The sequence below is a fragment of the uncultured Microbacterium sp. genome (assembly GCF_963528945.1).
GTDB lineage: Bacteria > Actinomycetota > Actinomycetes > Actinomycetales > Microbacteriaceae > Microbacterium.
The window spans coordinates 212,077-235,860 of sequence record NZ_CAURWX010000004.1; the positions used below are offsets into that span (position 1 = coordinate 212,077).

Sequence of the window (23,784 nt, forward strand, 5' to 3'; positions counted from 1 at the left end):
ATGGCCCTCTCGCACGACCCGCTCTGGCCGCGCGCCGGATCTTGGCCCGCGGTCGATCCGCAGGCCGTCGCCGACGCCGTCTTGCTCGGGGTGCCGACGTGGCGCACCTCGCTCTCGCCCACCGGGGCCGGCGCCACCCCGGCCGCGATCCGCGAGGCCCTCCTGCGCTACAGCACGACGCTGATGGGCCCGCCCGCCGTCGACCTGAACGATGTGCTGCGCATCGCCGACGCGGGCGACGTGCACGATCCGGACGGCGACGAGGGCGAGGCATCCGTCATCGCGCGCGTGCGCGATCTGGACCCGGCGTTCGTGATCGCCCTCGGCGGCGACAACTCCCTGACCTACCCCGTGGCCCTCGGCGCCCGGGCGACCGGTCTCATCACGTTCGACGCGCACTTCGATCTGCGCGACGGGGTCTCGAACGGCACTCCGGTGCGTCGGCTCGTCGAAGACGCCCCCGTGCTCTCGAACCTCGACACCGCGCGCATCGACCCGACCCGCATCGTGCAGATCGGGATCGCCGACTTCGCGAACTCGGTCGCGTACGCGCGCCGCGCGGCCGATTGGGGCATCCGAGTGATCACCCTCGACGAGCTGCGCCGACGCGGGGTGGACGACGTGGTGAGCGAGGCCCTCGAGGTCGCGGGTGCGGGGTCGGATGCCCGCATCCACCTCGACATCGACGTGGACGTCTGCGATCGTTCGGTCGCGCCGGGGTGCCCGGCGAGCGTGCCCGGCGGCCTGCAGGCGTGGGAGGTGCGCGCCCTCACCCGCGGCGTCGCGGCCGACCCCCGCGTCGTCAGCGCCGACCTCGCCGAGGTCGATGCGAGCGCGGATGCTGCGGACGGTCGTACCGTGCGGCTCGCCGCGCTGTGCGTGTTGGAACTGCTCGCCGGACTCGCCGCCCGCTGACGGCAGCAGGCGCCGGCTGTGAGACACCACTCTCGTCGTGAGACTCCGCGAGAGGTGTGGTGTCTCACGAGGGGAATGGTGTTTCGCTGGGGAGGGCGTCTCCCGAGGAAAGCAGAAGGCCCCGGGAGAACCGGGGCCTTCTGTGGTGGTGGACCTAAGGGGATTCGAACCCCTGACCTCCTCGATGCGAACGAGGCGCGCTACCAACTGCGCCATAGGCCCGTAACCGAGATCCACATTATCACGATGCGGGACGGCCTCAGGACGCGCGGGTCAGCCGGCGGCCCGACGCGCCAGCAGGTCGCGCACGTGCGCTTCGATCTCGGCGTCGTCGACGAGCCCCATGCGTGCGTACGGCGATGCCTCCGCTGCGGGCGCCGTGCGCGGCGTCGGCAGCGGCACCGGAGCGTCCGCCGCCGCGATCTCCTCGGCGCGCTTGCGCAGCTCGGCCAGGCGTGCGGCCTTGCGGCGAGCCTCCTGCGCGTCGATCTCGGCACGCGCGGCCTGCGCGCGGGAGCCGGCCGTCGACACCAGGGGCGCCGGAAGCGGCCGCGGCGTCCAGGTGGTCGGGGCGGCGGGCCCCTGGTCGTGGATCTCGGGGGCAGCCCGACGCTCGACGACGGGTGCGGCGGCGCGGGCGGCGGCACGGGCGGTACGAGCGGCGACGGCGGCCATGCGCTGCAACGCGATGCCGCCGACGAGCACGAGCGCACCGCCCACCCCCAGCAGTACGGCCGAGCCGGCGGCCAGCAGCTGCCAGACGCCGAAGCCCGCGACGACCACACCGACGAGCACGGTGACCGTCGCGGTCGCGCGCACGCGACGGCGGGCACGAGCCCGGGCGATCACCGGATCGGCGCGCGTCGCGGCGAGTTCTTCCCGCAGGCGCTCGAGTTCCGCCGCCTCACGTTCCGACTGCACGCGCTTCGCGAGCTTCTGCTGCGCGAGGGCCGTTCGCGCCGTGAGCTCGACGCGCACCTCGTCAGGCGTCTCACTCGTCTCGGCGAGGATGCGCAGGGCCTGATTGAGCCGCACGGCGTTGCGCTCGGCGGCGTTGTACTGGAAGCGTCCACGCCACGAGGGCAGCAGGTACAGCATCCACAGGAGGACAGCGACGAGCACGATCACTCCCCCGCTCAGCACCGGCCCGTCCATAGGGTCAACGGTAAGGGAACAGGAGCCGCCGCGCCCAGAGCCGGGGGCGCGTGTCGCGGGCGATCGCGCCCGGCGGATGCCCCGGTCAGAGCGTGAGTCGGTCGGCTGGCGGCACGTCGGCGGCGCCGGGCGGCACCTGACCGCTCAGCCACCGCGCGAGCACTCCCTGCGGCACGTCCTCACGGGTGAGCGCGAAGGCATAGTGGTCGCGCCAGTCCCCGTCGATGTGGATGTACCGGCGACGCAGCCCCTCGTACCGGAACCCGAGCTTCTGCACGACGCGCAGACTGGCCGCGTTCTCGGGGCGGATGCAGATCTCCATGCGATGAAGACCGAACTCGACGAACGACGCGTCGGTGGCCAAGGCCACGGCGGTCGGCGTGATGCCGCGTCCGGCGAAGCGCTCGCTCACCCAGTACCCGATCGTCGCCGAGCACAGGGATCCTCGCGAGACTCCCCAGACATTGAGCTGGCCGGCGACCTCGCCGTCGTACTCCATCACGAACGGGTAGCCCCCGCCGTCGCGGTACTGCTGGAGCAGTCGACGGATGCTCACCCGCATGTCGAACGACACCGCCCCGTTCGGCACGGTGGCCTCCCACCGTTGCAGCCACGATCGGTTCTCGAGCAGCTCGGTCTGCAGCGGTCGCGCGTCTCGCGAGCGGATCAGGCGCAGCGACACCTTGTCGTGACGCATGCCCACCCCTGTCAGATCCATTGTGCGCCCCGACCTCCGCCGGCCCCTCAGAGGCGCTCGGCGAACTCCTTGAGCCACGGGCGCAGCTCGGGGCCGAGGTCGTCGCGGTCCGACGCCAGCTGCACGATGGCCTTGATGTAGTCGACGCGGTCACCCGTGTCGTAACGACGGCCGCGGAACACCACGCCCGAGACTCCGGGGCCGTCGGCATCCGCCGCCATCTCCTGCAGCGCGTCGGTGAGCTGGATCTCGCCGCCCTTGCCGGGCTCGGTGCGCTCGAGGATCTCGAAGATCGACGCCGGCAGCACGTAGCGGCCGATGATGGCGAGGTTCGACGGGGCGTCCTCCTTGGCCGGCTTCTCGACCAGACCGGTGACGCGCACAGCGTCCGATCCCTCGAGCTCCTCGACCGCGGCGGCACCGTACATGTGGATGCTGTCGGGGTCGACCTCCATCAGAGCGATCACGGCGGCGCCGGTGCGCTCGTGCTCGGCGATCATCTCGGTGAGCAGCGGGTCGCGCTCGTCCATGAGGTCGTCGCCGAGCAGCACCGCGAAGGAGCTGTCGCCGACGTGGGTGTGGGCGCGCAGCACCGCGTGCCCGAGGCCCTTCGGCTCGCCCTGGCGGACGAAGTGGATGTCGGCGAGGTCACTCGAGCGCATGACCCGCTCGAGCCGGCCCGTGTCGCCCTTCTCCATGAGCTTCACCTCGAGCTCGGGGACCGAGTCGAAGTGGTTGGAGATGGCGTTCTTGTTGCGACCGATGATGACGAGGATGTCGTCGATGCCGGCGTTGGCGGCCTCTTCGACCACGTACTGGATCGCCGGCTTGTCGACGACGGGGAGCATCTCCTTCGGCATCGCCTTCGTTGCCGGGAGGAACCGCGTGCCGAGACCTGCGGCGGGGATGACGGCCTTCATCTTCTGACTACCCATTCCCTCAGCCTAGCGGTGGGCACCCCCGTAGACTCGGAGCCATGTCGAACGACATCGAGCACGAGAAGCGCGCACTGCGCGCCGAACTCCGCGAGCGGCGCGGACTTCTCTCCGACGCGCAGCGCGCCAGCGCGGCGACCGCGATCGGCGAACGCCTCGACGCGTTGATCGACGAGCTCGGCGCCCGGTCGATCTCCTGCTTCCTCTCCACCACGGCCGAGCCGGGCACGCGCGAGTTCGTCACGCGTGCGGTGCGCCGGGGCATCCGCGTGCTGCTGCCCGTGACCCGGGCCGACGGCCTGCTCGACTGGGCGGTCGCGACCGACGACGGCGAGGTGACCGAGGGGCTGTACGGACTCCCCGAACCGACCGGTGAGGTGCTGGGGCCGATCGCCGTCAACGACGTCGACCTCATGATCGTCCCCGCGGCCGCGGTCGACCGCCAGGGCATGCGCATGGGCTGGGGACGCGGATACTTCGACAAGACCATCGGGTCGATGGAGAAATGCCCGCCCGTCTACGCGGTCATCTATGATTCCGAGATACTCGACTCCCTGCCCCGGGAGGTGCACGACCAACCGGTGAACGGCGTCGTCACCCCGACGCAGACCCTCACCCTGTCGCGCACGCGACACTGAACCCCCAGGATCACCATGCCCACCTACGCCTATGCCTGCACGTCGTGCGGGCACCAGTTCGACGCCGTGCAGAGCTTCTCGGACGACGCGCTCACGACCTGCCCCGAGTGCGGCGGCGCGCTGCGCAAGCAGTACGGGTCGATCGGTGTGACCTTCAACGGCTCGGGCTTCTATCGCACGGACTCGCGCGCCAAATCCTCGGGCGGGTCGGATGCTCCGTCATCATCGAAGAAGGAATCGACGACCAGCAGCGCCCCGGCGTCGACGTCGAGCACTCCCGCTTCCTGACCGTCCCCCACTTCGGAGGTTTCGCCATGCTCAAGGGTTTCAAGGACTTCATCCTCCGCGGCAACGTGCTCGACCTCGCGGTCGGCGTCGTGATCGGCACGGCGTTCACCGCGATCGTCAACGCCGTGGTCGCCAGCATCATCAACCCGCTCGTGGCCCTGTTCTTCGAGGCCAGCGCGACCGGCGAGTTCGGGCCGAAGGTGACGAACATCTACGGCAACGAGGTCGTGTTCCCGCTCGGCGACCTCATCTCGGCAGTCATCAGCTTCCTCGCGGTCGCCGTCGTCGTCTACTTCGTCTTCGTGCTGCCGATGAACACGTTCAAGGCGCGGGTCGAGGCCCGCAAGGGCACCCCCGCCGAGGAGCCCCAGGAGGAGCCGGCCGCCGCGACTGAAGCCGAGCTGCTGGTCGAGATCCGCGACCTGCTGGCGCGCAACAGCGCGCCGCGCCCGCCCGCCTGAGTCGGCGCTCGCGCAGAGCATCCGTCCCGTCCCGCTCTAGTAGTGGGGCGGGACGTCTTGCATCAGGCGGTCGTCGTTCGGCCCTTTAGGTCCGCGAGGGGTCGCCGACCGCGTCTCATCGCGCGCCCCGCCGCCGGTCTCCGGCGAGGGATCGGTACCATCGACCGGCGTGAGTCGCGCGCGGCGCGATCCCTGCACGCGTTCGACGTGCTGCCGTTCGACGGGCGGATGCTCGCCCCCGCGGGGGCCGTCGCCGTCGCGGGCGCTGTCGCCGTCGCCGTTCACGCGCCGTCGAGGTCGAGGGGCTCGGTGTCGTTCTCGGCCCGCGCGGCGGAGGGCGAGATGCCGAGCACCTCGGCGATGCGCGTGGCTACCGTCGCCGGGTCGCTGTACAGGTCGAACGCGTGCACGCGCACGTAGTGCCACCCCAGACGCCGCAGCACATGGGGGCGCAGCCGCAGCGTCTCGCGCAGCGACTCCCCGCGAGATTCAGGGTCGGACTCGATGACCACGGCCTTGCCGTTGTGCTGGGCGACCAGCGGCAGCAGGCCCCGGTAGTCGACGTCGACGGATGCTCCGCGACGACGCAGCTCACGGGCCAGGGCGAGAGTGAGGGGGTCGGCGAGATCCTCCAGACGTGCGTCGCGCGCGCGTCCGGCCAGACCGCCGAGGATCGACATCAGAGTCGCGGCGCCGTGCTCGAGGCGGCCGTCGTCGAACGACGAGGGACGGATCGACGACACGATGACCATCGAGCGGCGGGCGCGCGTCATACCGACCGTGAGCAGGCGTTCGCCGTCGGGGGTCGAGAGGTCGCCGAAGTCGCTCAGCACGCGGCCGTGCCGGGTGACGCCGAAGCCCAGCGAGAAGATCACGCGGTCGCGGCTCTCGGCGACCGATTCCTCGAGGGTCAGCACGGCGAAGGGCTCGGCGGTGTCGCGCGCCACGAAGTCCGCGACGTCGGAGCGCCCGGCGAAGGCGGCGGTGACCGCGGCCCGCACGCGTTCGGCGTGCCGCCGGCTCGCGGTGACCACCATGAGCGACTCGTTCGGCCGGTGCACGGCATGCTCCACGACCAGGGTGACGACGCGCGCCACCTCGGCTTCGGGGCTCTCGACGGCACCCGAGATGGGGTCGGGGGTACCCGTGCCACCCTCGACGTAGTCGACCGTCAGGCTGCCGCGACCGAGGTACGAGCCGGCCCACGGCAGCGACACGATCTCGCCGCCGTAGAAGGCGTCGTTGATGAGCTCGGCGAGGTCCTCGCCCCCCGCGCGGTAGCTGCGGGTCAGCGTCATCACGGGCAGCAGCTCGGACAGGCGCTCGAAGACCGAGACCTCGTCGAACGGCACCTCCGCCTCCCACGGGTCGTCGGCGGCGACGGCCGTCTCGAACGCGCTCGGACGCTGGGTCACCGGGTCGCCGAACGCGACCACCTGGCGGGCACGACGGATGGCCGGCACGGCCTCGGCGAGGTTGATCGCCGCGGCATCCACGAGCAGCACCGTGTCGAACTCGACGGAATCGGGGATCTCGGGAACCAGGTAGGGCGACGAGATCCACACCGGGGCCAGCGTCTCGATGAGCGTGGGCGCCGCGCTCACCAGCTCCGCCGTGGTGGTCGACGCCTGCTTCAGCGCACGCCGCAGGTGAGCCGACTCCTCGGGCTCGTCGACGATGGCGATGCGCCACTGGTTGGCGAGCTGCCAGGCGAGGAGCGGCCCCGCCATGGCGGCATGAGCCTCGTCGACCAGGCGGAAATCGCGCTCGAGACGGTCGACCACGGCGGTGTTCGCCCCGAGCAGGGCCCGGTTCTCCTGCAACGCGCGCTCGAGCAGCGACTGCCACCACGCGAACTCCAGCTCGTCGCCGACCCGCGACTCCGACACATGCCGCACCGAGAGGTCGGTGAGCAGTGGCTCGAGGCCCAGCAGGGCGAGCTCGTCGCGCAGCTGAGCGCGCTCCACGAGATTCTCGAACACGTCGGACTCGGCTGCCAGGCCCGCGAGAGTACGCACGAGACGGGCGACCGGAAGGGTGACGAGGGGTTCGCGCCGGCCGAGCGCGACGTCGAGTTCGGCGAGCTGCGCGTCGACGCGCTGCCACGCCGCAGCGACTTCGCCGAGGCCGAGCGGGATCTCGGGGGCGACACCCGCGTCGACGCAGCGCTGCCATTGCGTGCGCTGAGTCTGGATGCGCAGCAGCGCTTCGTGCATCTCGGTGACGTGCACCCCCGGGCGCACGTACTCCTTGGCCAGGCGGCGCAGGCGACGACGATTGGCCGACGACATGCCGGGGGCGTCGCGGCGCGAGCCGTGCGCCTGGATCAGGTCGCCGAGCGGACGCTCGAAGACCGTCGGGCTGAAGCGGTCGAGCGAGTCGCGGATGCCCTCGAGGAGACGGAGGTACTCCCCCAACTCCTGGATGGTCGAGAACGGGCGCATCCGCGTCTGGGCGATCAGCTCGTAGCCGCGCTCCAGCAGAGCGGGCACGCTGTCGCCGTGCAGGCGGCCGGCGAGGGTGTGGGCGGCACGGGCATCCTCGGTCGAGGTGAAGCTCACTCCGTACCACGGCGAGTCGTCCGGACCGAAGCGGAACTCCCCCAGGCGCGCGGCCTGCGCGAGCGCGGCGGCGGCATCCTTGCGGTCGTCGGCGAGGCGGCGCAGCGCATCCGCACCGAGTCTGGCCGTGGTCGACGGAGGCACGGGCAACGACGCGAGCCGCGTGAGCTCGCGCGTCGCGTCGAGCACCGACGATCGCGTGCCGTGGATCGGCGCGGTCAGGGCCTCGCGGTAGTCGCGCAGCACCGTGCGCAGTCGTACCAGCGCGTCGTCGACCTCTCCCGCCTTCGGCGCCGTGGCCTTCTCGTTGCGGACGATGGCCCGCACGAGGTCGCGACGCACCGAGGCCGGTGAGATGGCGAGACTGTCGAGTCCGATGCCGGCGAGGCGATGACGCACCCCGTCGAGGGTCGACCGACGGGCCGACACGACGAGCACACGCTTGCCGGCGCGGACGAGTTCGCCCACGGCATTGATCACGGTCTGCGTTCCGCCGGTCCCGGGGAGCGTCGCGACGGTCAGCGAGTGACCGGCGGTGATGCGCGACAGAACCGCCTCCTGCTCGGCGTCCGCATCGAGCAGGAGCGTGTCGGAGGCGGGCGCACGGTCATCGGGACCCGTGTGATGCGGCACGGCGCGGGGCGCCATGACCTGCTCGCGGTCGCCGACATGACCGGCGAGGGCGTTGAGCATGCGGTGGTCGAGGTGGTGCCCGTCGCGCGCCATCGCGCCGCCCACGTCGGCGAACGTCGAGACCACGAGTCGCGGTTCGACCGAGAAGGTGTCGATCGTGCGGGTGATCGCGCGCAGGCTGTCGATCACCGGCTGCGGCTTGAAGATGCCGCCGTCGTAGGCGAGAGCGGCGAGCGCAGGCCCGTCGATCGTGATGCCGAAGTGCTCGCGGGCGATGCGCACGAGCTCTGGGTTGACGGTGAACGCTCCCTGCAGCTTCAGCTCGAAATCGGAGTGGTGCCGTCGGATGGCCAGCGGTCGGAGCAGGACGGGCGCCGCGAAGGATGCTCCGCCGATGCGCCAGCGCGCGACGCCGACGGCGAGGTGCACGGCCTCGATGCCGCGGACGGTGCGCAGCTCGGTGTTCTTGGCGGTGATGCGTTCGGCCGCGAGGCGCGCGGTGCGCAGACCGACCTCGTCGCGGAAGAGGTTGGAGAGGAGCGTGGACCGACCGGTGATGAACTGCGGCAGGCTGCCCGGATGCGCCTTGGAGATGTCGATGCCCGATTCGGGGGCGTCGCGGAAACCCGTGAGAGGCGAGGGCCCGCCCAGCTCCGCCGCCTCGGCGCGGAGGCGCGCGCGTTCGGCGTCCGCGGCATGCGGCACCGTCACGCCGGTGCTCGACGGCTGCAGGTCGCCGAGCGTCACAGCGGCCGCCGCTGCCGCGTCACCCGCAGACTTGTCTTCTCGTCGCCACACACTGCCACCCTAGGCGCGACCGGCGCGCCGACCGGTATCCCGGGCGGGTTTCGGGCGAATTCCGCGCCCTCTCGCACTCGTCCTGCACCGCCACCTCGCCGCGGCTCTTCTTCCGATTCTCGGAGGAGCACGACCCGGCAGGGCACCGCGCGGCGACCCCACCGACAGGATGGAGGCATGACCTTCCGCTACGACTTCGCCCCGACCCCGTTCGGCGATGCGCTGGCCGTGTTCTCCGACCGGGGCATCGTGCGTTTCGACCTCTCCGAGGCCGACGACCCGACGGTCCCGTGGCTGCTCGAGGGCGTGGCCCGCAGCCTGGGCGCCGTGCCCGAACCCGACCCCGGTGCCGCCGACGACCTCTCCGCTCTGCTCTCGCGCTATTTCGACGGCGAGCCCGTGCGGTTCGATGCGCACATCGCCCTCGACTGGCGCCTCATCGACGGCTTCCACCGCCGCGCGCTCGAGACGGTCTGCGAGATCGGCTGGGCCGAGACGATGAGCTACGGCGAGGTCGCAGTGCTCGCCGGTCACCCCGGTGCGGCCCGTGCGGTGGGCACCGCCTGTCGAATGACCCCGTTCTCGATCATCGTGCCGGTGCATCGTGTGGTCCGCTCCGACGGCACGATCGGCCCCTACGGCGCCCACCCCGAGCGCAAGAGGTTCCTCGTCGACCTCGAGCGACGAGCGGCCGCCCCGGTCTCCCCCCTCTCGGGTCCCGACGAGTAGGCCGTCGGGACCCGAGCGGCCGGTGGTACTCTCGCGTCGACACGGCCGCCGCCCGCTCCCCCGCCTACGGCACGGCCTCGGAGGACCACGGCATGAGCACACCCCCCGCGCCCGACTCGGACGCCGAACTCGTCGCCCGCGCGGTGCGCGAGCTGGCGCGCCGCACACGGTTCCCCGTGGCGTTCGGAGGGCTGCTCGACGACGGGGTCGTGCACGTGACGACCATCGTCGGCAATCGCACCCGGAGCCTCGACGGCCTGCGCGTCCGCCCCGAACGCGGTCTCGGCGGGCGGGCCATGATGGAACTCCGCCCGCGCATGACCAGCGACTACGGCTCGTCGCAGCAGATCACCCACGACTACGACGTCTTCGTGCTCGGCGAAGGCCTGCGTACACTTCTCGCCCTCCCGATCGTCGTCGAGGGGCGCTCGCGGGGCGTCCTCTACGCGGGGGCCTGGAACACGGAGCCCGTCGCCGGGATCACGACCGCTCCCGCCATGCAGGTCGCCCAGGCCCTCGCCGACGAGCTGCGTATCCGTGACGAGGTCGAGCGTCGGCTGCGCGCGGCGGGGGCGCTCGCCTCCCCCACGGCGCCGCATCAGGAGCAGCTGCGCGAGACCTTCGCCGAGCTTCGCGGCATCAGCGCATCGGTCGACGACGAGGGACTGCGGGCTCGCCTGGCGGCGGTCGAGCGGAGGCTGCTCGACCTCGCCGGAGACGATCGCGCGCCCGCGCACACTGGGACGGTGCCGGTCGTGCGCCTGTCGCCGCGCGAGACCGACGTTCTGGCCTGTGCGGCGCTCGGCGCCACCAACGGTGAGATCGCCGCCGAGCTGGGTCTGCGCGAGAGCACCGTCAAGGCGTACATCGGCACCGCGATGGCGAAGCTCGACGCGTCGACCCGTCATGCCGCCGTCGTGCGCGCCCGGCGCGCGGGCCTCCTGCCCTGATCGCGCACCAATTCCCGTTCGAATCACATTTGAGTCGACGCTCATATCGAACCGCAATTCGCGGCAATTCTTGCCGCATTTCCCTATGCGCGGTACTGTCCTCCTCATGGCGAGAAGAATTGTGCATCAGCTGGTCGACGATATCGACGGCAGCGTCCTCGAGGTCGGCGAAGGGGAGACGGTCCATTTCTCCCTCAACGGGCAGGCCTGGGAGGTCGACCTGAACGAGGAGCACGCGAGGGAGCTGCGCGAGGCGCTCGAACCCTACATCTCCGCGGGACGCCGCGCGGGGTCGGGCGGAGCGCCGCGATCCTCCTCCTCCTCCTCATCGTCGTCGCGGAAGCGCCCGGCGCGGAACCCCGAGGTGGCGGCGATCCGCGCCTGGGCCAACGACAACGGCTATTCACTCTCGGAGCGCGGAAGAATCCCCGCGCCGGTCATCGAGGCGTATAACAAAGCACACTGACCACACGCGGAATTGCGCGTTGAAGGCTCTCCAACCGGGGAGCCTTCAGTCGTTTTCGGGCGATGCCCATCCGCCCTCGGGGAGGGTGATCTCCTGGGCCATATCGCGCAGGAACCGCACGACCGTCTCGCGCTCGGCGCGCGTCAGTCGTGCGGCGGCATAGAACCGCCGGGCCTGCTGGCGACCGACGGTCTGCATGGCCGCCTCGCGCGTCTCGTCGGTGATCGTGATGGCCAGGGCACGGCGATCGTGGGGATGCGGCGAGCGCACGATGTGCCCGCCCTTCTCCAGCCGGTCGAGCAGCTTGGTGGTCGATGCGGTCGAGATCGCGAGGTGCTGGGCGATTCCCCCCGGCGTGGCGATCGCTTTGGCGTTCGCGCACACGATCAGATAGTGCAGCGCGCGCATGTCGGTCTCGTTCAGCTGCATGTAGCGACGGGATGCCCGAGAGAGCCGCTGCTCCGCCTCGCGCAGTTCGCCGAGCGCCGCCATGAGGGTCGAGATCTGCTCGAGGTCCTCCGGGGCGACGCCGGAGCGGTCGACGAGCGAGCTGCGCGGATCGGCCGCCTCGACGTCGTAGATCGCCCCGTGGTGCAGACCGTCGACTCCGGCCGCGCTCTCGAGCGTCGAGGCGCGAGACGACTCCCCCGTGGTCGGGGTGGTGCCGGAAGCGTGGTCCATGCGAGTATGTTACACAACGATCTATTTCATGCTAAGTTAATTACTCGCCAAGCTAGTGAAATGAACGCAGAGGATGCCATGGATCACGTGACTCTTCTCGACGAGGACGGGACGGCGATCGGCTCGCTCCCGAAGAGCGAGGTGCATACGCGCGACACCCCGCTGCATCTGGCCTTCTCCTGCCACCTCGTCGACGACCGGGGCCGCATCCTGCTGACCCGCCGAGCCCTCTCCAAGCAGACCTGGCCCGGCGTCTGGACCAACAGCTTCTGCGGCCACCCGCAGCCCGGCGAAGACATGGTCGAGGCGGTGCGACGCCGCGCCGTGCAGGAACTCGGCGCCCCCGTCGACGACGTGCAGCCCGCGCTGCCCGACTACCGCTACCGAGCGGTCGACGCGAGCGGCATCGTCGAGAACGAGGTGTGTCCGGTCTTCATCGCACGTCTGGCCGGTCCGCTCTCGCCGTCGGCCGACGAGGTGGCGGAGTGGGCGTGGGTCGACGCCGCCGACGCCGCCTCCGCCGTCACCGCGGCCCCTTTCGCCTTCAGTCCCTGGCTCGCCGAACAGCTCCCCCGCCTGCGCGCGAACGGAACGGTGTGAGATGACGGCGATCGCGACGCAGGACGAGCAGGGCATCCGGATCGAAGAGGCCCTGCGCCTCCGCTTCGCCGAGCGCAGCACGGCCGCCGAGGCGTACGGAGAGCCGTTCGCCGGTCTCTGGCGATCGGCTGCGGCGCACGCGACCGGCGGGAAGCTGATCCGCCCGCGCTTGCTGCTCGACATCCACCGCGCACTGTCACCCGACTCCCGCCGACGCGACGCCGACACCGTGGTCGGCATCGCCGCCGAGATCGAGCTGCTGCATTACGCATTCCTGCTGCACGACGACGTCATCGACGGCGACCTCTACCGGCGTCGCCGCCCGAACCTCATCGGCACGCTGGCACACGACGGCGGCGCCGCAGACGACGACCTGCACTGGGCGCGGTCGAGCGCCATCCTCATGGGCGACCTGCTGCTGGCGACGGCCGTGCTGGGATTCGCTCGCGCCCGGGTATCGACCTCCGCTCGTATGCGCCTGCTCGATCTCATCGAGCACACGATCGTCGAGACCGTCGCCGGGGAGCACATCGATGTCGGTCTCGCCGACGGTGTCATCGTGCCCGACCTGCGCACCATCCTCGCGATGAGCACCTACAAGACCGCGACCTACTCCTTCTCGCTCCCCCTGCGAGCGGCCGCCGTCCTCGCCGACGCCTCGGTCGAGGTCGAGGAAGACCTCTCCGCGATCGGACGACACCTCGGCCTCGCGTTCCAGTTGCAGGACGATCTGCTCTGCATCTTCGGCGACGCCGAGGCGCACGGGAAGGACCCGTTCTCGGATCTGCGCGAGGGCAAGGAGACGGCGATCATCGCCTACGCGCGCATGACCACGGCATGGTCGAAGGTCGCACCGCGATTCGGCTCCGCCGACCTCAGTGCCGACGAGGGGATGCACCTGCGCGGCCTTCTCCGCGAGTGCGGCGCGGAGGGCTTCGTGCAGAGCCTCGTGCTGGACGAGCTGGCCGCGGCATCCGAGATCCTGACCGCTGCCGAGGAGACGCGCACCATGTCGGGGGATGTCGTGACGTGCCTGCGCACCCTGCTCGCCCGGGTCGAGGGACGGCGGTCGTGAGCGCCGCACCCGCCGGAGCGGACGACGCTTCGCTGCGCCGCTTCAGCCGCACCGCCGAGATCGCGACGACGGGCGTGATCCGCGCCTACTCGACCTCGTTCGGGATGGCGACGAAGCTCCTCGGCCGTCGGCACCGTCAGCACATCCGCAACATCTACGCGATGGTGCGGATCGCGGATGAGATCGTCGACGGCGTCGCCGCCGAGGCCGGGCTCGACGCCGGCGCGCAGGCCGACGCGCTGACGACCTACATCGCCGAGACGCACCGCGCGATGCGCACCGGGTACAGCAGCGATCTGATCCTGCACGCCTTCGCCCAGACGGCCCGCGCCTGCGGGATCGGCGAGGACCTCACGCAGCCCTTCTTCGAGTCGATGCTCGCCGACGTACCCTCCGACGCTCCGGCCGCCTACGATTCGACGGCGCACGCGCGCTACGTCTTCGGGTCGGCCGAGGTGGTGGGCCTCATGTGCCTGCGCGTCTTCCTGCGGGGCACCGCCCCGACCGCCGCCCAGCGGGAGGTGCTCGAGCACGGCGCCCGTCAGCTCGGGGCCGCGTTCCAGAACGTCAACTTCCTCCGCGACCTCGCCGACGACACGGACCGACTCGGCCGCAGCTACCTCGGCACCGCCGACCGTCTGACCGACGCCGACCGTGACGCCTGGGTCGCGACCGTGGAGCGCCAGCTCGACGATGCCCGGGCATCGATCCCCCTGCTCCCCAAGGATGCGCGGGCCGCCGTGCGCAGCGCACTCGCGCTGTTCGCCGCCCTCACCCGGCGCGTGGCCCGCACCCCTGTGGACGACCTCTACCGTCGGCGCGTGCGCGTGCCCGACCCTCAGAAAGGACTGCTCGCGATGCGTTCACTCCTCGTCACCGCGGTGGAGCCCCGATGAGCCGCGTCGTCGTCATCGGCGCGGGTGTCGCGGGCCTCGCCACCGCCGGGCTGCTGGCCAAGGACGGACACGACGTGGTCGTGCTCGAGAAGAACGCCCGCGTGGGCGGTCGGGCCGGCACCATCGAGCGCGACGGATTCCGCTTCGACACCGGGCCGTCGTGGTACCTCATGCCCGGGGTCTTCGATCACTGGTTCGCGATGATGGGCACCTCGGCCGACGAGCAGCTCGACCTCACGCTGCTCGATCCCGGCTACCGCGTGTTCCAGCCGCCCCGCGCGGCGGGAGTGCCGACGCAGCTCACCGTGCCGGCGGGCCGCGAGGCGGTGTCTCGCCTGTTCGAGGATCGCGAGCCCGGCGCGGCGGAGGCCCTGTCGGCCTACCTCGATTCGGCGCACCACGCCAGCGCGATGGCCGAGAAGTACTTCCTCTACAACCCGTTCACGCGGCTGTCGTCTCTGACCACCGGCGAGGTGCTGCGCGCCGCGCCGCGGCTGTTCTCGCTGCTCGGCACCCGGCTGCAGGCCTTCGCCGCGAAGCGGTTCCGCGACCCCCTGCTGCGCCAGATCCTGGGGTATCCGGCGGTGTTCCTGGGCACCGACCCCCGCACCGCCCCCGCGATGTACCACCTGATGAGCGCGCTCGACCTCGATGAGGGCGTCAGTTACCCGCAGGGCGGTTTCTGGCGGCTGGTCGAGCGCATCGGCGCCCTGGCCTCCGACGCGGGCGCGCGGATCGTCACGGATGCCGCGGTCACGAGCATCCGTACGGTCGGCCGTGGTCGCGACGCGCGGGTCGACGGCGTGGAATGGACGGATGCCGCCGGCGAGCGTCACTTCGAGGCGGCCGACATCGTCGTCTCCGGGGCGGATCTGCACCACACCGAGACCGCGCTGCTTCCGCCGCACCTGCGCACCTACCCGGAGTCGTGGTGGCAGCGACGCACCAGTGGTCCGGGTGCCGTGCTCGTGATGCTGGGCGTGCGCGGCGCGCTCCCCGAGCTTCCGCACCACTCCCTGTTCTTCACCGAGGACTGGGACGCGAACTTCGACGCCATCTTCGGCTCCGATCCGCGCATCCCCTCCCCCGCATCGATCTACGTCTGCCGCCCGAGCGCGACCGACGACGACGTCGCCCCCGACGACCACGAGAACCTGTTCGTGCTCGTTCCCGTGCCCGCCGACACGGCCATCGGCCACGGAGGCTCCGACGGTGCGGGTGATCCCGAGGTCGAGAAGACCGCGGACGCCGCGATCGACATGATCGCCGAATGGTCGGGTGTGCCCGACCTCCGCGAGCGCATCGTCGTGCGGGAGACCCTGGGCCCGGCGGACTTCCGCGACGACTACCACTCCTGGCGCGGCGGGATGCTGGGTCCGGCGCACATCCTGTCGCAGAGCGCGATGTTCCGGGCGCAGAACGCCTCGAAGCGCGTGGGCGGCCTGTACTACGCGGGGGCGACCACCGCGCCCGGCGTGGGTGTGCCGATGTGCCTCATCAGTGCGGAGATCGTGCTCAAGCGCATCCGCGGCGACCACAGCGCCGGCCCCCTGCCCGTCGAGGTTCCGGCGACACCGGCCACCGGGGCGCGATGATGGGAGCGGTCTACCTCGGCGCGCTGCTGATCTCGACGGCCTGCATGCTGCTGGTCGACCGACGCTTCCGCCTGTTCTTCTGGCGTGATGCGGTCGCCGCGTCGGTGGTCACGGTCGTCGGCGTGGCGTTCTTCCTCGTCTGGGATGTCGCGGGCATCGCGTCGGGAATCTTCCTGCGCGGCGACGCCCTCATCGCCACCGGCATCGTGCTCGCCCCCGAGATGCCGCTCGAGGAGCCCGTCTTCCTGCTCTTCCTGGTGATCTGCACCATGGTCGTCTACACCGGACTCGTGCGCCTGCTGGCGCGGCGTCGCACCGAGGTCGCCGGAGGCACGCCATGACCTACCTCCAGCTCTCCGCGTGCTTCCTCGCGGCCACGGTCGTCCTCGCCATCGCGCTCGGGCTGCTGGCGCGCGGTCGCGGGCCGCGTCCCGCCGGGGTCGCGCTCACCATCGCGGTGATGCTCGCGCTGACCGCGGTGTTCGACACGGTGATGATCGGAAGCAGGCTGTTCCACTACGCCGACCAGCACCTCATCGGCATCCGCATCGGTCTGGCACCGATCGAGGACTTCGCGTATCCGTTGGCCGGCGCGCTGCTGCTGCCCGCGCTCTGGGCGCTGCTCCGCCGTCGCCGGTCCGCCCCCGCGGATGCCGTTCGCGAAGAGGAGCCGGCATGACCCCGACGACCCGACCCTCCGTGGCACGCGATCTCGGCCAGATCCTCCTCTCGTCGCGGCCGATCAGCTGGATCAACACCGCCTTCCCCTTCGCGGCCGCCTACGTGATGACGACACGCGAGCTCGACCCGACCCTCGTCATCGGGTTCCTGTACTTCCTCGTGCCGTACAACCTCGCGATGTACGGCATCAACGACGTGTTCGACTACGCATCCGACCTCGCCAATCCCCGCAAGGGCGGCATCGAGGGAGCGCTGCTCGCGCCCCGCATGCACCGCCCCACCCTGTGGGCGGCGGCGCTGTCGAACCTCCCGTTCCTCGTGTACCTCGTGGTCGTCGGCGATGCCTGGTCGACCGCGTGGCTCGCGGTGTCGGTGTTCGCCGTGATCGCCTACTCCGCCCCCGGTCTGCGCTTCAAGGAGCGCCCCTTCCTCGACTCGGTCACGTCGAGCCTGCACTTCGTCACTCCGGCCGTCGTCGGGCTCGCCCTCGCGCGCGCCGAGTTCTCGACCGGCACCGTGCTCGTCCTCGTCGCGTTCTTCCTCTGGGGCATGGCGGCGCACGCGTTCGGCGCCGTCCAGGACGTCGGGCCCGACCGGGAGGCGGGGATCGGGTCGATCGCCACGGTCATCGGCGCCCGCGCCACCGTGCGCCTCTCCCTCGTGCTCTGGCTGCTCGCGGGCGTCCTCATGCTCGTCACCCCCTGGCCCGGGCCGCTCGGCGCTCTGCTCGCGGTGCCGTACCTCGTCAACGCCGCGCCCTGGTGGCGCGTCACCGATGAGACGTCGGGCGGGACCAACCGTGCCTGGCGCCGATTCATCCTCCTCAACTACGTCGCGGGATTCCTGGCGACGATGATCCTCATCCTGGCCTGGGTCTCCTGACCCGCCGCATCACGAAAGGCCCTCGCATGTCGCCCTCCGAACGCGCCTCCACGCCGAAGATCCGCGAACGTTCGCGCCGTCACTCCTGGGTGCGCGTGTTCGTGCCGGTCGTGCTGATCCTCGCCTGGCTCGTGGGAGCGTCGCTGGGCGGCCCGCTGTTCGGCAAGGTCGACGAGGTGTCGTCGAACGACCAGACGACCTACCTCCCGGAGTCGGCCGACGCGACGAAGGTGCAGGAGTTGCTCGGCGACTTCCGCGACAGCGACGAGATCCCCGCGATCGCGGTGTTCACGTCCGAGACGGAGCTCAGCGAGCAGCAGGTCGAGACGATCTCGGATGCCGTCGCCGACAGCACGTCGATCGAGGGGGTCGCCGACGACGTGTCGCCGGCGCTCGTCTCCGACGACGGTCTCGCCGTGCAGGCGTTCATCCCCATCGAGGGGGACGCCGAGCTGCGCGACGTCACCGCCGAGCTGGGAGACGCGCTGCGGGCGGCGGCTCCGGAGGGTGTCGAGGTCTTCCTCACCGGTTCGGCGGGCTTCACCTCCGACCTCGCCGCCGGATTCGCCGGCATCGACGGCCTCCTCCTCGGTGTCGCGCTGCTGGCGGTCCTCGTGATCCTCGTGCTCGTGTACCGCTCGCTCCTGCTTCCGGTGGTCGTGCTGTCGACGAGCCTGTTCGCCCTGTGCGTCGCCCTGCTGGTGGTGTGGTGGCTGGCCAAGTTCGAGGTGCTGCTGCTGAGCGGTCAGACCCAGGGCATCCTGTTCATCCTCGTGATCGGCGCGGCCACCGACTACGCACTGCTCCTCGTCGCGCGCTTCCGCGAGGAGCTGCGCTCGACCGAAGACAAGGGCGCGGCCATCATGGCGGCGTGGAGGGGCTCCTTCGAGCCGATCGTCGCCTCGGGCGGCACGGTCATCACCGGCCTCCTCTGCCTGCTGTTGAGCGACCTCAAGTCGAACAGCACGCTCGGCCCGGTGGCCGCGATCGGCATCGTGTTCGCCATGCTCGCGGCGCTCACCCTGCTGCCGGCGCTGCTGCTGCTCTTCGGTCGCGCCGTCTTCTGGCCCCGCCGCCCGCGCTTCGAGCCCGAGGTCGTGGCCGACGAGCACGGCATGCGCACCACCGGCCTCTGGGCCGCGCTGTCGCGCCTCGTCTCCCGCCGCCCCCGCGTGATCTGGATCGTCACCACGCTCGTGCTGCTCGTCGGTGCGATCGGGCTCACCCAGCTCGACGCCGAGGGGGTGCCGCAGTCCGACCTGGTGCTCGGCGCTTCCGAAGCGCGAGACGGTCAGACCGCACTGGGCGAGCACTTCCCCGGCGGATCCGGCAGCCCAGCCTCGGTGGTGGTCGCGGAGGACTCGCTGCAGGATGCCGCCGACGTGCTGCTCGCGAACGACGGCGTCGATGCGGTCGCCATCACCGCATCCGACTCGCCCAGCGGCACCGCCCCGGTGACGGCCGACGGCATCACCGCCGTGGGGCCTCCCGGAACGCCCGCGCCCGACCCGACGGTCGCCGACGGGCGGGTGCTGCTGCAGGCCACCCTCACGGATGCCGCGGATTCGGATGCCGCCGCCGAGACGGTTCGCGAACTGCGCGTCGAGCTGGCCGACCTCGATGCGCTCGTGGGCGGTGTCACGGCCACGTCGATCGACACGAACGACGCGTCGATCCACGATCGCAACCTCATCATCCCCGTGATCCTCGTGGTGATCATGCTGATCCTGATGCTGCTTCTGCGCTCGATCCTCGCGCCGGTGCTGCTCATCCTCACCACGGTGCTGTCGTTCGGCACGGCTCTCGGCGTCTCGGCCCTCGTCTTCGACGGCATCTTCGCCTTCCCCGGTGCCGACCCGGCCGTCCCTCTCTACGGCTTCGTCTTCCTCGTCGCCCTGGGCATCGACTACAACATCTTCCTCATGACGCGCGTGCGCGAGGAGTCGATCGCGCACGGCACCCGCGAGGGAGTCCTGCGCGGACTGTCGATCACCGGCGGCGTCATCACCTCGGCCGGGCTCGTGCTCGCCGCGACGTTCGCGGCGCTGTCGGTCATCCCGATCCTGTTCCTCGTGCAGCTCGCCTTCATCGTCGCCTTCGGGGTGCTGCTCGACACGTTCGTCGTGCGCTCCCTGCTGGTGCCGGCGCTCGCCTACGACCTGGGCAAGCGGATCTGGTGGCCGTCGAAGCTGTGGAGGAAGGGCCTGGAGTGAGACTCGGGCCGCGGTGCCCTCGACAGGATTCGAACCTGCGACCTGCCCTTTAGGAGAGGGCTGCTCTATCCTGCTGAGCTACGAGGGCGTGAGCCTCCAGCTTACGGGACGGCCCGCCGTCACGCCGCGAGCGCGAGGTACGGCTCCCACCGGGGGTCGCTGCGTTCGGTGCCGCGCACGGTCCACGCCGTGCCGTGCGGCGGCCGCGGGGTGAAGCGCAGCTCCCAGCGCATCTCCTGGGGCGTGCGATTGCTCTTCACGTTGTTGCAACGGAGGCAGCAGGCGACGAGGTTCTCCCACGAATCGGCGCCGCCACGCGAGCGCGGCAGCACGTGATCGATCGTCGACGCCGCTTTGCCGCAGTACCCGCACCGGTGATTATCGCGCCGCAGCACCCCGCGCCGGGTGACGGGCACGCGACGCCCGGATGGCACCCGCACGTAACGCGCCAGCACGATCACGGCCGGACGGTCATAGACACCGTGCGACCCCCAGACGGGATCGTCCTCGACCCGTTCGATCACGGTCGCCTTGTCGTTCATCACGAGCACCAGAGCCCGTTTGAACGACACGATCGCGAGCGGCTCGTAGCCGGCGTTCAGTACCAGTGTGCGCATCCGTCATCCTCTCGATCCGCCGGGACGGCTTCCCGGCACTCTCGAACACACGACGCCGTGCAGACGGAAGATCCCCAGAGACGAGAAAAGGCGCTGTCTAGTGACAGCGCCTTTCGCGCGCGGAAGCACCGCGGCATCCCTGCGGGCGATGCAGAAGGACGTGACGACCGAGGGCATCCATGGTGCGGATGCTCGGAATCGTGTCCATCAGCTTCTCCTGCCCGTTCGACGACGGGATCAGGCTAACCCATTCCGCAGGGTGCGGGGCGAAACGAGAGGTGAACGCTCGGCGTGTTCGGAGACGTCAGCCGGCGTTGGCGGCGAGCCACGCCTGCGGCTCGAGGAGCCCGCCGTTGACCCACACCTCGAAGTGGAGGTGGTTGGCGGTCGAGCGACCGGTGCTGCCGACGTAGCCGATCAGCTGGCCGGGCTCGACGGTCTGACCCTGCTGCACCTGGCGGGAGCCGTAGATCATGTGGCCGTAGGTGGTCTGCACACGCTGACCGCCCACGACGCTGTCGATCATGACGGCGACCCCGTAGCCGCCGATGCTCTCGGCCGACGCGCGCACGACACCGCCGGCGGCGGCGTAGATCGGAGTGCCAGCGGGAGCGAGCATGTCGACGCCGTTGTGGCCGCCGCCGATCGTGCGGCTGACGTGCCAGGAGCCCATCGGAAGCGGGTAGCGCACCTCACCGGAGCCGGGCGCGACGAGCGCGTACCCGGCGGTGTTGAACTTGCCGGAGGACGCAGACGAGGATGCCGATGCGACGGCGGCCGCCTTGGCGGCAGCGGCGGCACGAGCGGCGGCGGCCTCTTCGGCCTTCTTCTTCTCGATCTCTTCGGGCGTGGTCGCCGTGAAGGTTCCGCGGTTCATCGGCGCGGCGGTCGCCTCGGAGGCGACGACCAGCGACTGCGCGTCGACCGCGGCGAGCTGCTGCACCGTCGTCGTGGACGCCTCGGCCGGCTTCGTCGCGGCGTACGCCGGGAGAGCGACAGCGGCGACGAGCGCCCCCACAGCTCCGAAGATGAAGATCGAGCGGAGCGGCTTGACCACCGCGCGGGATGCGGCTCGTGCTCCGTCGCGACGAGCGATCGCTCGGTCTTCCGTTGTCTGTGCGGGCAAATTCTTGTCTGCGACCAAAACCTGATCCTCCAGCGCCTGAGCGCTCGGGTAGCGCTGGCTCGTCGGCACTCTGCTCTCGTGGCACGAATGTATCTCGGGTACTTTGTGCGTTCTCACCGCGACGACGACGAGCCGGAAGGCAATCGACGCGGGTCATCGGTGAGGGGCTCTCCGACGACCTGTCCGAGGTTACCGGAAGATAACGATCGTGTCACCCTGCGAACCTGGCAATCACCGGTGCGGCGGGACGCAGCCGCCGATCAGACGGGTTCGCCGACCAGGAAGATGTGCGACGCGAGCTCCACCGGCAGCTCCAGGCCCTCGTCGCGGCCCTCCATGCGGATGAGGACGTAGCCCTCGTTGAAGCGGAAGTCGCCCTTCGCGCCCGGCATGACCCCGGCGTCGCGCAACTGCTCCAGCAGTTCCGGGTCGACCTGCGCGGGCTCGGCGAGACGCCGCACCGTGCCGTCGACCGGCTCGCCCGCCGCGTTCAGCTTCTGCACGAGCCCGATGACGCCCTCGTCGAACGTGCGCGCCGGCATGTCGCCCAGCTGGTCGAGCCCGGGGATGGGGTTACCGTACGGCGACTCGGTGGGGTGCCCGAGCAGCTCGACGAGGCGACGCTCGACCTGCTCGCTCATCACGTGCTCCCAGCGGCAGGCCTCTTCGTGCACGAAGGCCCAGTCCAGACCGATCACATCGGAGAGCAGGCGCTCCGCCAACCGGTGCTTGCGCATGACGTCGACGGCCTTGCGGCGGCCGGCGTCGGTGAGCTCGAGAGTGCGGTCTTCGGAGACGACCACGAGACCGTCGCGCTCCATGCGACCCACCGTCTGCGAGACGGTCGGCCCGGAGTGGCCGAGACGCTCGGAGATGCGAGCGCGCAGCGGCACGATGTTCTCCTCCTCGAGTTCGAGGATGGTGCGGAGGTACATCTCCGTGGTGTCGATCAGATCCGTCATGTGCTGGCCCTCCGAGGTTCTTAGGCAAGCCTACATTCCCGGGCCGACATCGGGCCCCGCTCCCCGGTGGGCGGGCGTCGGCGCTCCCCCTAGAATCGACGCATGGCGATCGAGATTCCCCGTGACCTCCTGCCCGTCGACGGCCGTTTCGGCTGCGGTCCCTCGAAGGTGCGCGCGGCGCAGCTCGAGGCGCTCGTCACCGCGGGGGCGTCGATCCTCGGCACCTCGCACCGCCAGGCGCCGGTGAAGAACCTCGTGGGCAGCGTTCGCGAGCAGCTCGCGGCGCTCTTCCGCCTCCCCGAGGGGTATGAGATCGTCGTCGGCAACGGCGGATCGACCGCCTTCTGGGACGCCGCGGCGTTCGGTCTCATCGAACGCCGCAGCCAGAACCTCGTGTTCGGCGAGTTCGGCGGCAAGTTCGCCGCCGCGGCCGGCGCACCCTGGCTCGATGCGCCCGACGTGCGCAAGGCCGAGCCCGGCACCGCCGTGGCCGCCGAGATCGTCGACGGGGTCGATGTCTACGCATGGCCGCACAACGAGACGTCCACCGGGGTCGCCGCACCGGTGCGCCGCGTCGACACCGACGGTGCGCTCACCGTGATCGACGCGACGAGCGCCGCGGGCGGGATCGAGTTCGACTCCGCCGAGGCCGACGTCTACTACTTCGCCCCGCAGAAGAACCTCGGATCCGACGGCGGCCTGTGGTTCGCGGCCGTGTCGCCGGCGGCCATCGAGCGCATCGAGCGCATCGCCGCCTCCGACCGCTACATCCCCGAGTTCCTGAGCCTCAAGAATGCGCTCGACAACTCGCGCCTGAACCAGACGCTCAACACCCCCGCGCTGGCCACCCTCCACCTGCTCGACAGCCAGCTGTCGTGGATCCGCGACAACGGCGGCCTCGCCTGGGCCGCGGAGCGCACGGCGGAGTCGTCGGGTCTGCTCTACGACTGGGCGACGGCATCCGACATCGCGACGCCCTTCGTCGCCGACGCCGCGCACCGCTCCCCCGTGGTCGTGACGATCGACTTCGACGAGAGCGTCGACGCCGCCGCGGTCGCGAAGACGCTGCGCGCCAACGGCATCGTCGACACCGAGCCCTACCGCAAGCTCGGTCGCAACCAGCTGCGGGTGGCGACGTTCGTCTCGATCGAGCCCGACGACGTGCGTCAGCTCATCCGTTCGCTCGACTACGTGCTCGAGAACCTCGGGTCCTGACCGCGGGGCGCGGGT

Annotated in this window: 24 protein-coding genes and 2 tRNA genes; 16 read left to right on the plus strand and 10 right to left on the minus strand. The window is 70.7% G+C overall.

Features of this window, described 5'->3' with window-relative positions:
- Positions 1–915 (plus strand): arginase family protein, encoded by a 915-nt coding sequence (locus tag RWS82_RS13605; RefSeq protein WP_314651075.1) that lies wholly within the window; start codon positions 1–3, stop codon positions 913–915.
- Between the two features lie 146 nt (positions 916–1,061).
- On the opposite strand, the gene RWS82_RS13610 is transcribed toward RWS82_RS13605, so the two are convergent.
- The 4 genes from RWS82_RS13610 to galU form a co-directional block, all read right to left on the minus strand.
- Positions 1,062–1,137: transfer RNA gene (locus RWS82_RS13610), tRNA-Ala, on the minus strand.
- Between the two features lie 51 nt (positions 1,138–1,188).
- Complete coding sequence (locus RWS82_RS13615) at positions 1,189–2,070, minus strand: hypothetical protein (RefSeq protein ID WP_314651078.1); 882 nt, start codon at positions 2,068–2,070, stop codon at positions 1,189–1,191.
- Positions 2,071–2,155: 85 nt separating this feature from the next.
- Entirely contained in the window at positions 2,156–2,767 is a 612-nt protein-coding gene (locus tag RWS82_RS13620; protein WP_314651081.1) for a GNAT family protein, read from the minus strand.
- Positions 2,768–2,814: 47 nt separating this feature from the next.
- On the minus strand, positions 2,815–3,702 hold the full coding sequence (galU, locus tag RWS82_RS13625; RefSeq protein WP_314651084.1) for a UTP--glucose-1-phosphate uridylyltransferase GalU: 888 nt from the start codon (positions 3,700–3,702) through the stop codon (positions 2,815–2,817).
- Between the two features lie 41 nt (positions 3,703–3,743).
- Between galU and RWS82_RS13630 the strand changes: the two genes are divergently transcribed.
- Genes RWS82_RS13630 through mscL form a run of 3 tightly spaced genes read left to right on the plus strand, consistent with a single transcriptional unit; the run spans position 3,744 to position 5,089 of the window.
- Positions 3,744–4,340 carry a 5-formyltetrahydrofolate cyclo-ligase gene (locus tag RWS82_RS13630; protein WP_314651087.1) on the plus strand — a complete coding sequence of 199 codons (597 nt, stop codon included), beginning with the start codon at positions 3,744–3,746 and terminating at the stop codon, positions 4,338–4,340.
- A gap of 15 nt (positions 4,341–4,355) precedes the next feature.
- Positions 4,356–4,628: an FmdB family zinc ribbon protein gene (locus tag RWS82_RS13635; protein WP_314651090.1), complete on the plus strand. Its 273-nt coding sequence runs from the start codon at positions 4,356–4,358 to the stop codon at positions 4,626–4,628.
- Positions 4,629–4,654: 26 nt separating this feature from the next.
- Positions 4,655–5,089 carry a large conductance mechanosensitive channel protein MscL gene (gene mscL / locus RWS82_RS13640; RefSeq protein WP_314651093.1) on the plus strand — a complete coding sequence of 145 codons (435 nt, stop codon included), beginning with the start codon at positions 4,655–4,657 and terminating at the stop codon, positions 5,087–5,089.
- 281 nt (positions 5,090–5,370) lie between these two features.
- On the opposite strand, the gene RWS82_RS13645 is transcribed toward mscL, so the two are convergent.
- Positions 5,371–9,081, minus strand: coding sequence for an AAA family ATPase (locus RWS82_RS13645; RefSeq protein ID WP_400190097.1), 3,711 nt, complete (start codon positions 9,079–9,081; stop codon positions 5,371–5,373).
- A 177-nt stretch (positions 9,082–9,258) separates the two neighbouring features.
- On the opposite strand from RWS82_RS13645, the gene RWS82_RS13650 reads away from it, so the two are divergent.
- The 3 genes from RWS82_RS13650 to RWS82_RS13660 all read left to right on the plus strand — a co-directional run bounded on the left by RWS82_RS13650 (position 9,259) and on the right by RWS82_RS13660 (position 11,226).
- Positions 9,259–9,810 carry a methylated-DNA--[protein]-cysteine S-methyltransferase gene (locus tag RWS82_RS13650; RefSeq protein WP_314651096.1) on the plus strand — a complete coding sequence of 184 codons (552 nt, stop codon included), beginning with the start codon at positions 9,259–9,261 and terminating at the stop codon, positions 9,808–9,810.
- A gap of 92 nt (positions 9,811–9,902) precedes the next feature.
- Positions 9,903–10,760, plus strand: coding sequence for a LuxR C-terminal-related transcriptional regulator (locus RWS82_RS13655; protein WP_314651098.1), 858 nt, complete (start codon positions 9,903–9,905; stop codon positions 10,758–10,760).
- 106 nt (positions 10,761–10,866) lie between these two features.
- On the plus strand, positions 10,867–11,226 hold the full coding sequence (locus RWS82_RS13660) for an Lsr2 family protein (RefSeq protein ID WP_314651102.1): 360 nt from the start codon (positions 10,867–10,869) through the stop codon (positions 11,224–11,226).
- A 45-nt stretch (positions 11,227–11,271) separates the two neighbouring features.
- On the opposite strand, the gene RWS82_RS13665 is transcribed toward RWS82_RS13660, so the two are convergent.
- The gene (locus RWS82_RS13665) at positions 11,272–11,907 is read right to left on the minus strand and encodes a MarR family transcriptional regulator (protein WP_314651104.1); all 636 of its coding nucleotides are present in this window, start codon (positions 11,905–11,907) and stop codon (positions 11,272–11,274) included.
- A 78-nt stretch (positions 11,908–11,985) separates the two neighbouring features.
- Here RWS82_RS13665 and idi point away from each other — a divergent pair, with 78 nt between their 5' ends.
- From idi to RWS82_RS13705, 8 genes are read left to right on the plus strand one after another with little or no spacing between them, the layout of a single operon-like run.
- Positions 11,986–12,507 carry an isopentenyl-diphosphate Delta-isomerase gene (gene idi, locus RWS82_RS13670; protein WP_314651106.1) on the plus strand — a complete coding sequence of 174 codons (522 nt, stop codon included), beginning with the start codon at positions 11,986–11,988 and terminating at the stop codon, positions 12,505–12,507.
- 1 nt (position 12,508) lies between these two features.
- The gene (locus RWS82_RS13675; RefSeq protein WP_314651108.1) at positions 12,509–13,582 is read left to right on the plus strand and encodes a polyprenyl synthetase family protein; all 1,074 of its coding nucleotides are present in this window, start codon (positions 12,509–12,511) and stop codon (positions 13,580–13,582) included.
- Complete coding sequence (locus RWS82_RS13680) at positions 13,579–14,478, plus strand: squalene/phytoene synthase family protein (protein WP_314651110.1); 900 nt, start codon at positions 13,579–13,581, stop codon at positions 14,476–14,478. The genes RWS82_RS13675 and RWS82_RS13680 overlap by 4 nt, the downstream gene beginning before the upstream one ends.
- Positions 14,475–16,073 (plus strand): phytoene desaturase family protein, encoded by a 1,599-nt coding sequence (gene crtI, locus RWS82_RS13685; RefSeq protein WP_314651112.1) that lies wholly within the window; start codon positions 14,475–14,477, stop codon positions 16,071–16,073. The genes RWS82_RS13680 and crtI overlap by 4 nt, the downstream gene beginning before the upstream one ends.
- Positions 16,073–16,414 carry a lycopene cyclase domain-containing protein gene (locus tag RWS82_RS13690; RefSeq protein ID WP_314651545.1) on the plus strand — a complete coding sequence of 114 codons (342 nt, stop codon included), beginning with the start codon at positions 16,073–16,075 and terminating at the stop codon, positions 16,412–16,414. The genes crtI and RWS82_RS13690 overlap by 1 nt, the downstream gene beginning before the upstream one ends.
- A complete protein-coding gene (locus RWS82_RS13695; protein WP_314651115.1) occupies positions 16,411–16,752 on the plus strand; it encodes a lycopene cyclase domain-containing protein in 342 nt (113 codons plus the stop codon). The genes RWS82_RS13690 and RWS82_RS13695 overlap by 4 nt, the downstream gene beginning before the upstream one ends.
- Positions 16,749–17,636, plus strand: a complete 888-nt coding sequence (locus tag RWS82_RS13700) for a prenyltransferase (RefSeq protein WP_314651119.1) — start codon at positions 16,749–16,751, stop codon at positions 17,634–17,636. The genes RWS82_RS13695 and RWS82_RS13700 overlap by 4 nt, the downstream gene beginning before the upstream one ends.
- Positions 17,637–17,662: 26 nt before the next feature.
- Entirely contained in the window at positions 17,663–19,849 is a 2,187-nt protein-coding gene (locus RWS82_RS13705) for an MMPL family transporter (RefSeq protein WP_314651122.1), read from the plus strand.
- Between the two features lie 14 nt (positions 19,850–19,863).
- On the opposite strand, the gene RWS82_RS13710 is transcribed toward RWS82_RS13705, so the two are convergent.
- The 4 genes from RWS82_RS13710 to RWS82_RS13725 form a co-directional block, all read right to left on the minus strand.
- Positions 19,864–19,937: transfer RNA gene (locus RWS82_RS13710), tRNA-Arg, on the minus strand.
- Between the two features lie 31 nt (positions 19,938–19,968).
- Positions 19,969–20,466 carry an HNH endonuclease gene (locus RWS82_RS13715; RefSeq protein ID WP_314651124.1) on the minus strand — a complete coding sequence of 166 codons (498 nt, stop codon included), beginning with the start codon at positions 20,464–20,466 and terminating at the stop codon, positions 19,969–19,971.
- A gap of 304 nt (positions 20,467–20,770) precedes the next feature.
- Positions 20,771–21,610, minus strand: coding sequence for a M23 family metallopeptidase (locus RWS82_RS13720; protein ID WP_314651125.1), 840 nt, complete (start codon positions 21,608–21,610; stop codon positions 20,771–20,773).
- A 242-nt stretch (positions 21,611–21,852) separates the two neighbouring features.
- Positions 21,853–22,554, minus strand: coding sequence for an iron dependent repressor, metal binding and dimerization domain protein (locus RWS82_RS13725; protein ID WP_314651129.1), 702 nt, complete (start codon positions 22,552–22,554; stop codon positions 21,853–21,855).
- Between the two features lie 102 nt (positions 22,555–22,656).
- Between RWS82_RS13725 and serC the strand changes: the two genes are divergently transcribed.
- Positions 22,657–23,769, plus strand: a complete 1,113-nt coding sequence (gene serC, locus RWS82_RS13730; protein ID WP_314651132.1) for a phosphoserine transaminase — start codon at positions 22,657–22,659, stop codon at positions 23,767–23,769.
- Positions 23,770–23,784: the final 15 nt, after the last annotated feature.

Coding starts and splice junctions, on each gene's coding strand:
- RWS82_RS13725 (WP_314651129.1), bottom strand. CDS start 22,554: ATGACGGATCTGATCGACACCACGGAGATGTACCTCCGCACCATCCTC.
- RWS82_RS13660 (WP_314651102.1), top strand. CDS start 10,867: ATGGCGAGAAGAATTGTGCATCAGCTGGTCGACGATATCGACGGCAGC.
- RWS82_RS13655 (WP_314651098.1), top strand. CDS start 9,903: ATGAGCACACCCCCCGCGCCCGACTCGGACGCCGAACTCGTCGCCCGC.
- RWS82_RS13620 (WP_314651081.1), bottom strand. CDS start 2,767: ATGCGTCACGACAAGGTGTCGCTGCGCCTGATCCGCTCGCGAGACGCG.
- RWS82_RS13615 (WP_314651078.1), bottom strand. CDS start 2,070: ATGGACGGGCCGGTGCTGAGCGGGGGAGTGATCGTGCTCGTCGCTGTC.
- mscL (WP_314651093.1), top strand. CDS start 4,655: ATGCTCAAGGGTTTCAAGGACTTCATCCTCCGCGGCAACGTGCTCGAC.
- galU (WP_314651084.1), bottom strand. CDS start 3,702: ATGGGTAGTCAGAAGATGAAGGCCGTCATCCCCGCCGCAGGTCTCGGC.
- RWS82_RS13700 (WP_314651119.1), top strand. CDS start 16,749: ATGACCCCGACGACCCGACCCTCCGTGGCACGCGATCTCGGCCAGATC.
- idi (WP_314651106.1), top strand. CDS start 11,986: ATGGATCACGTGACTCTTCTCGACGAGGACGGGACGGCGATCGGCTCG.
- RWS82_RS13630 (WP_314651087.1), top strand. CDS start 3,744: ATGTCGAACGACATCGAGCACGAGAAGCGCGCACTGCGCGCCGAACTC.
- RWS82_RS13650 (WP_314651096.1), top strand. CDS start 9,259: ATGACCTTCCGCTACGACTTCGCCCCGACCCCGTTCGGCGATGCGCTG.
- RWS82_RS13605 (WP_314651075.1), top strand. CDS start 1: ATGGCCCTCTCGCACGACCCGCTCTGGCCGCGCGCCGGATCTTGGCCC.
- RWS82_RS13705 (WP_314651122.1), top strand. CDS start 17,663: ATGTCGCCCTCCGAACGCGCCTCCACGCCGAAGATCCGCGAACGTTCG.
- serC (WP_314651132.1), top strand. CDS start 22,657: ATGGCGATCGAGATTCCCCGTGACCTCCTGCCCGTCGACGGCCGTTTC.
- RWS82_RS13665 (WP_314651104.1), bottom strand. CDS start 11,907: ATGGACCACGCTTCCGGCACCACCCCGACCACGGGGGAGTCGTCTCGC.
- RWS82_RS13690 (WP_314651545.1), top strand. CDS start 16,073: ATGGGAGCGGTCTACCTCGGCGCGCTGCTGATCTCGACGGCCTGCATG.
- RWS82_RS13635 (WP_314651090.1), top strand. CDS start 4,356: ATGCCCACCTACGCCTATGCCTGCACGTCGTGCGGGCACCAGTTCGAC.
- RWS82_RS13675 (WP_314651108.1), top strand. CDS start 12,509: ATGACGGCGATCGCGACGCAGGACGAGCAGGGCATCCGGATCGAAGAG.
- crtI (WP_314651112.1), top strand. CDS start 14,475: ATGAGCCGCGTCGTCGTCATCGGCGCGGGTGTCGCGGGCCTCGCCACC.
- RWS82_RS13715 (WP_314651124.1), bottom strand. CDS start 20,466: ATGCGCACACTGGTACTGAACGCCGGCTACGAGCCGCTCGCGATCGTG.
- RWS82_RS13695 (WP_314651115.1), top strand. CDS start 16,411: ATGACCTACCTCCAGCTCTCCGCGTGCTTCCTCGCGGCCACGGTCGTC.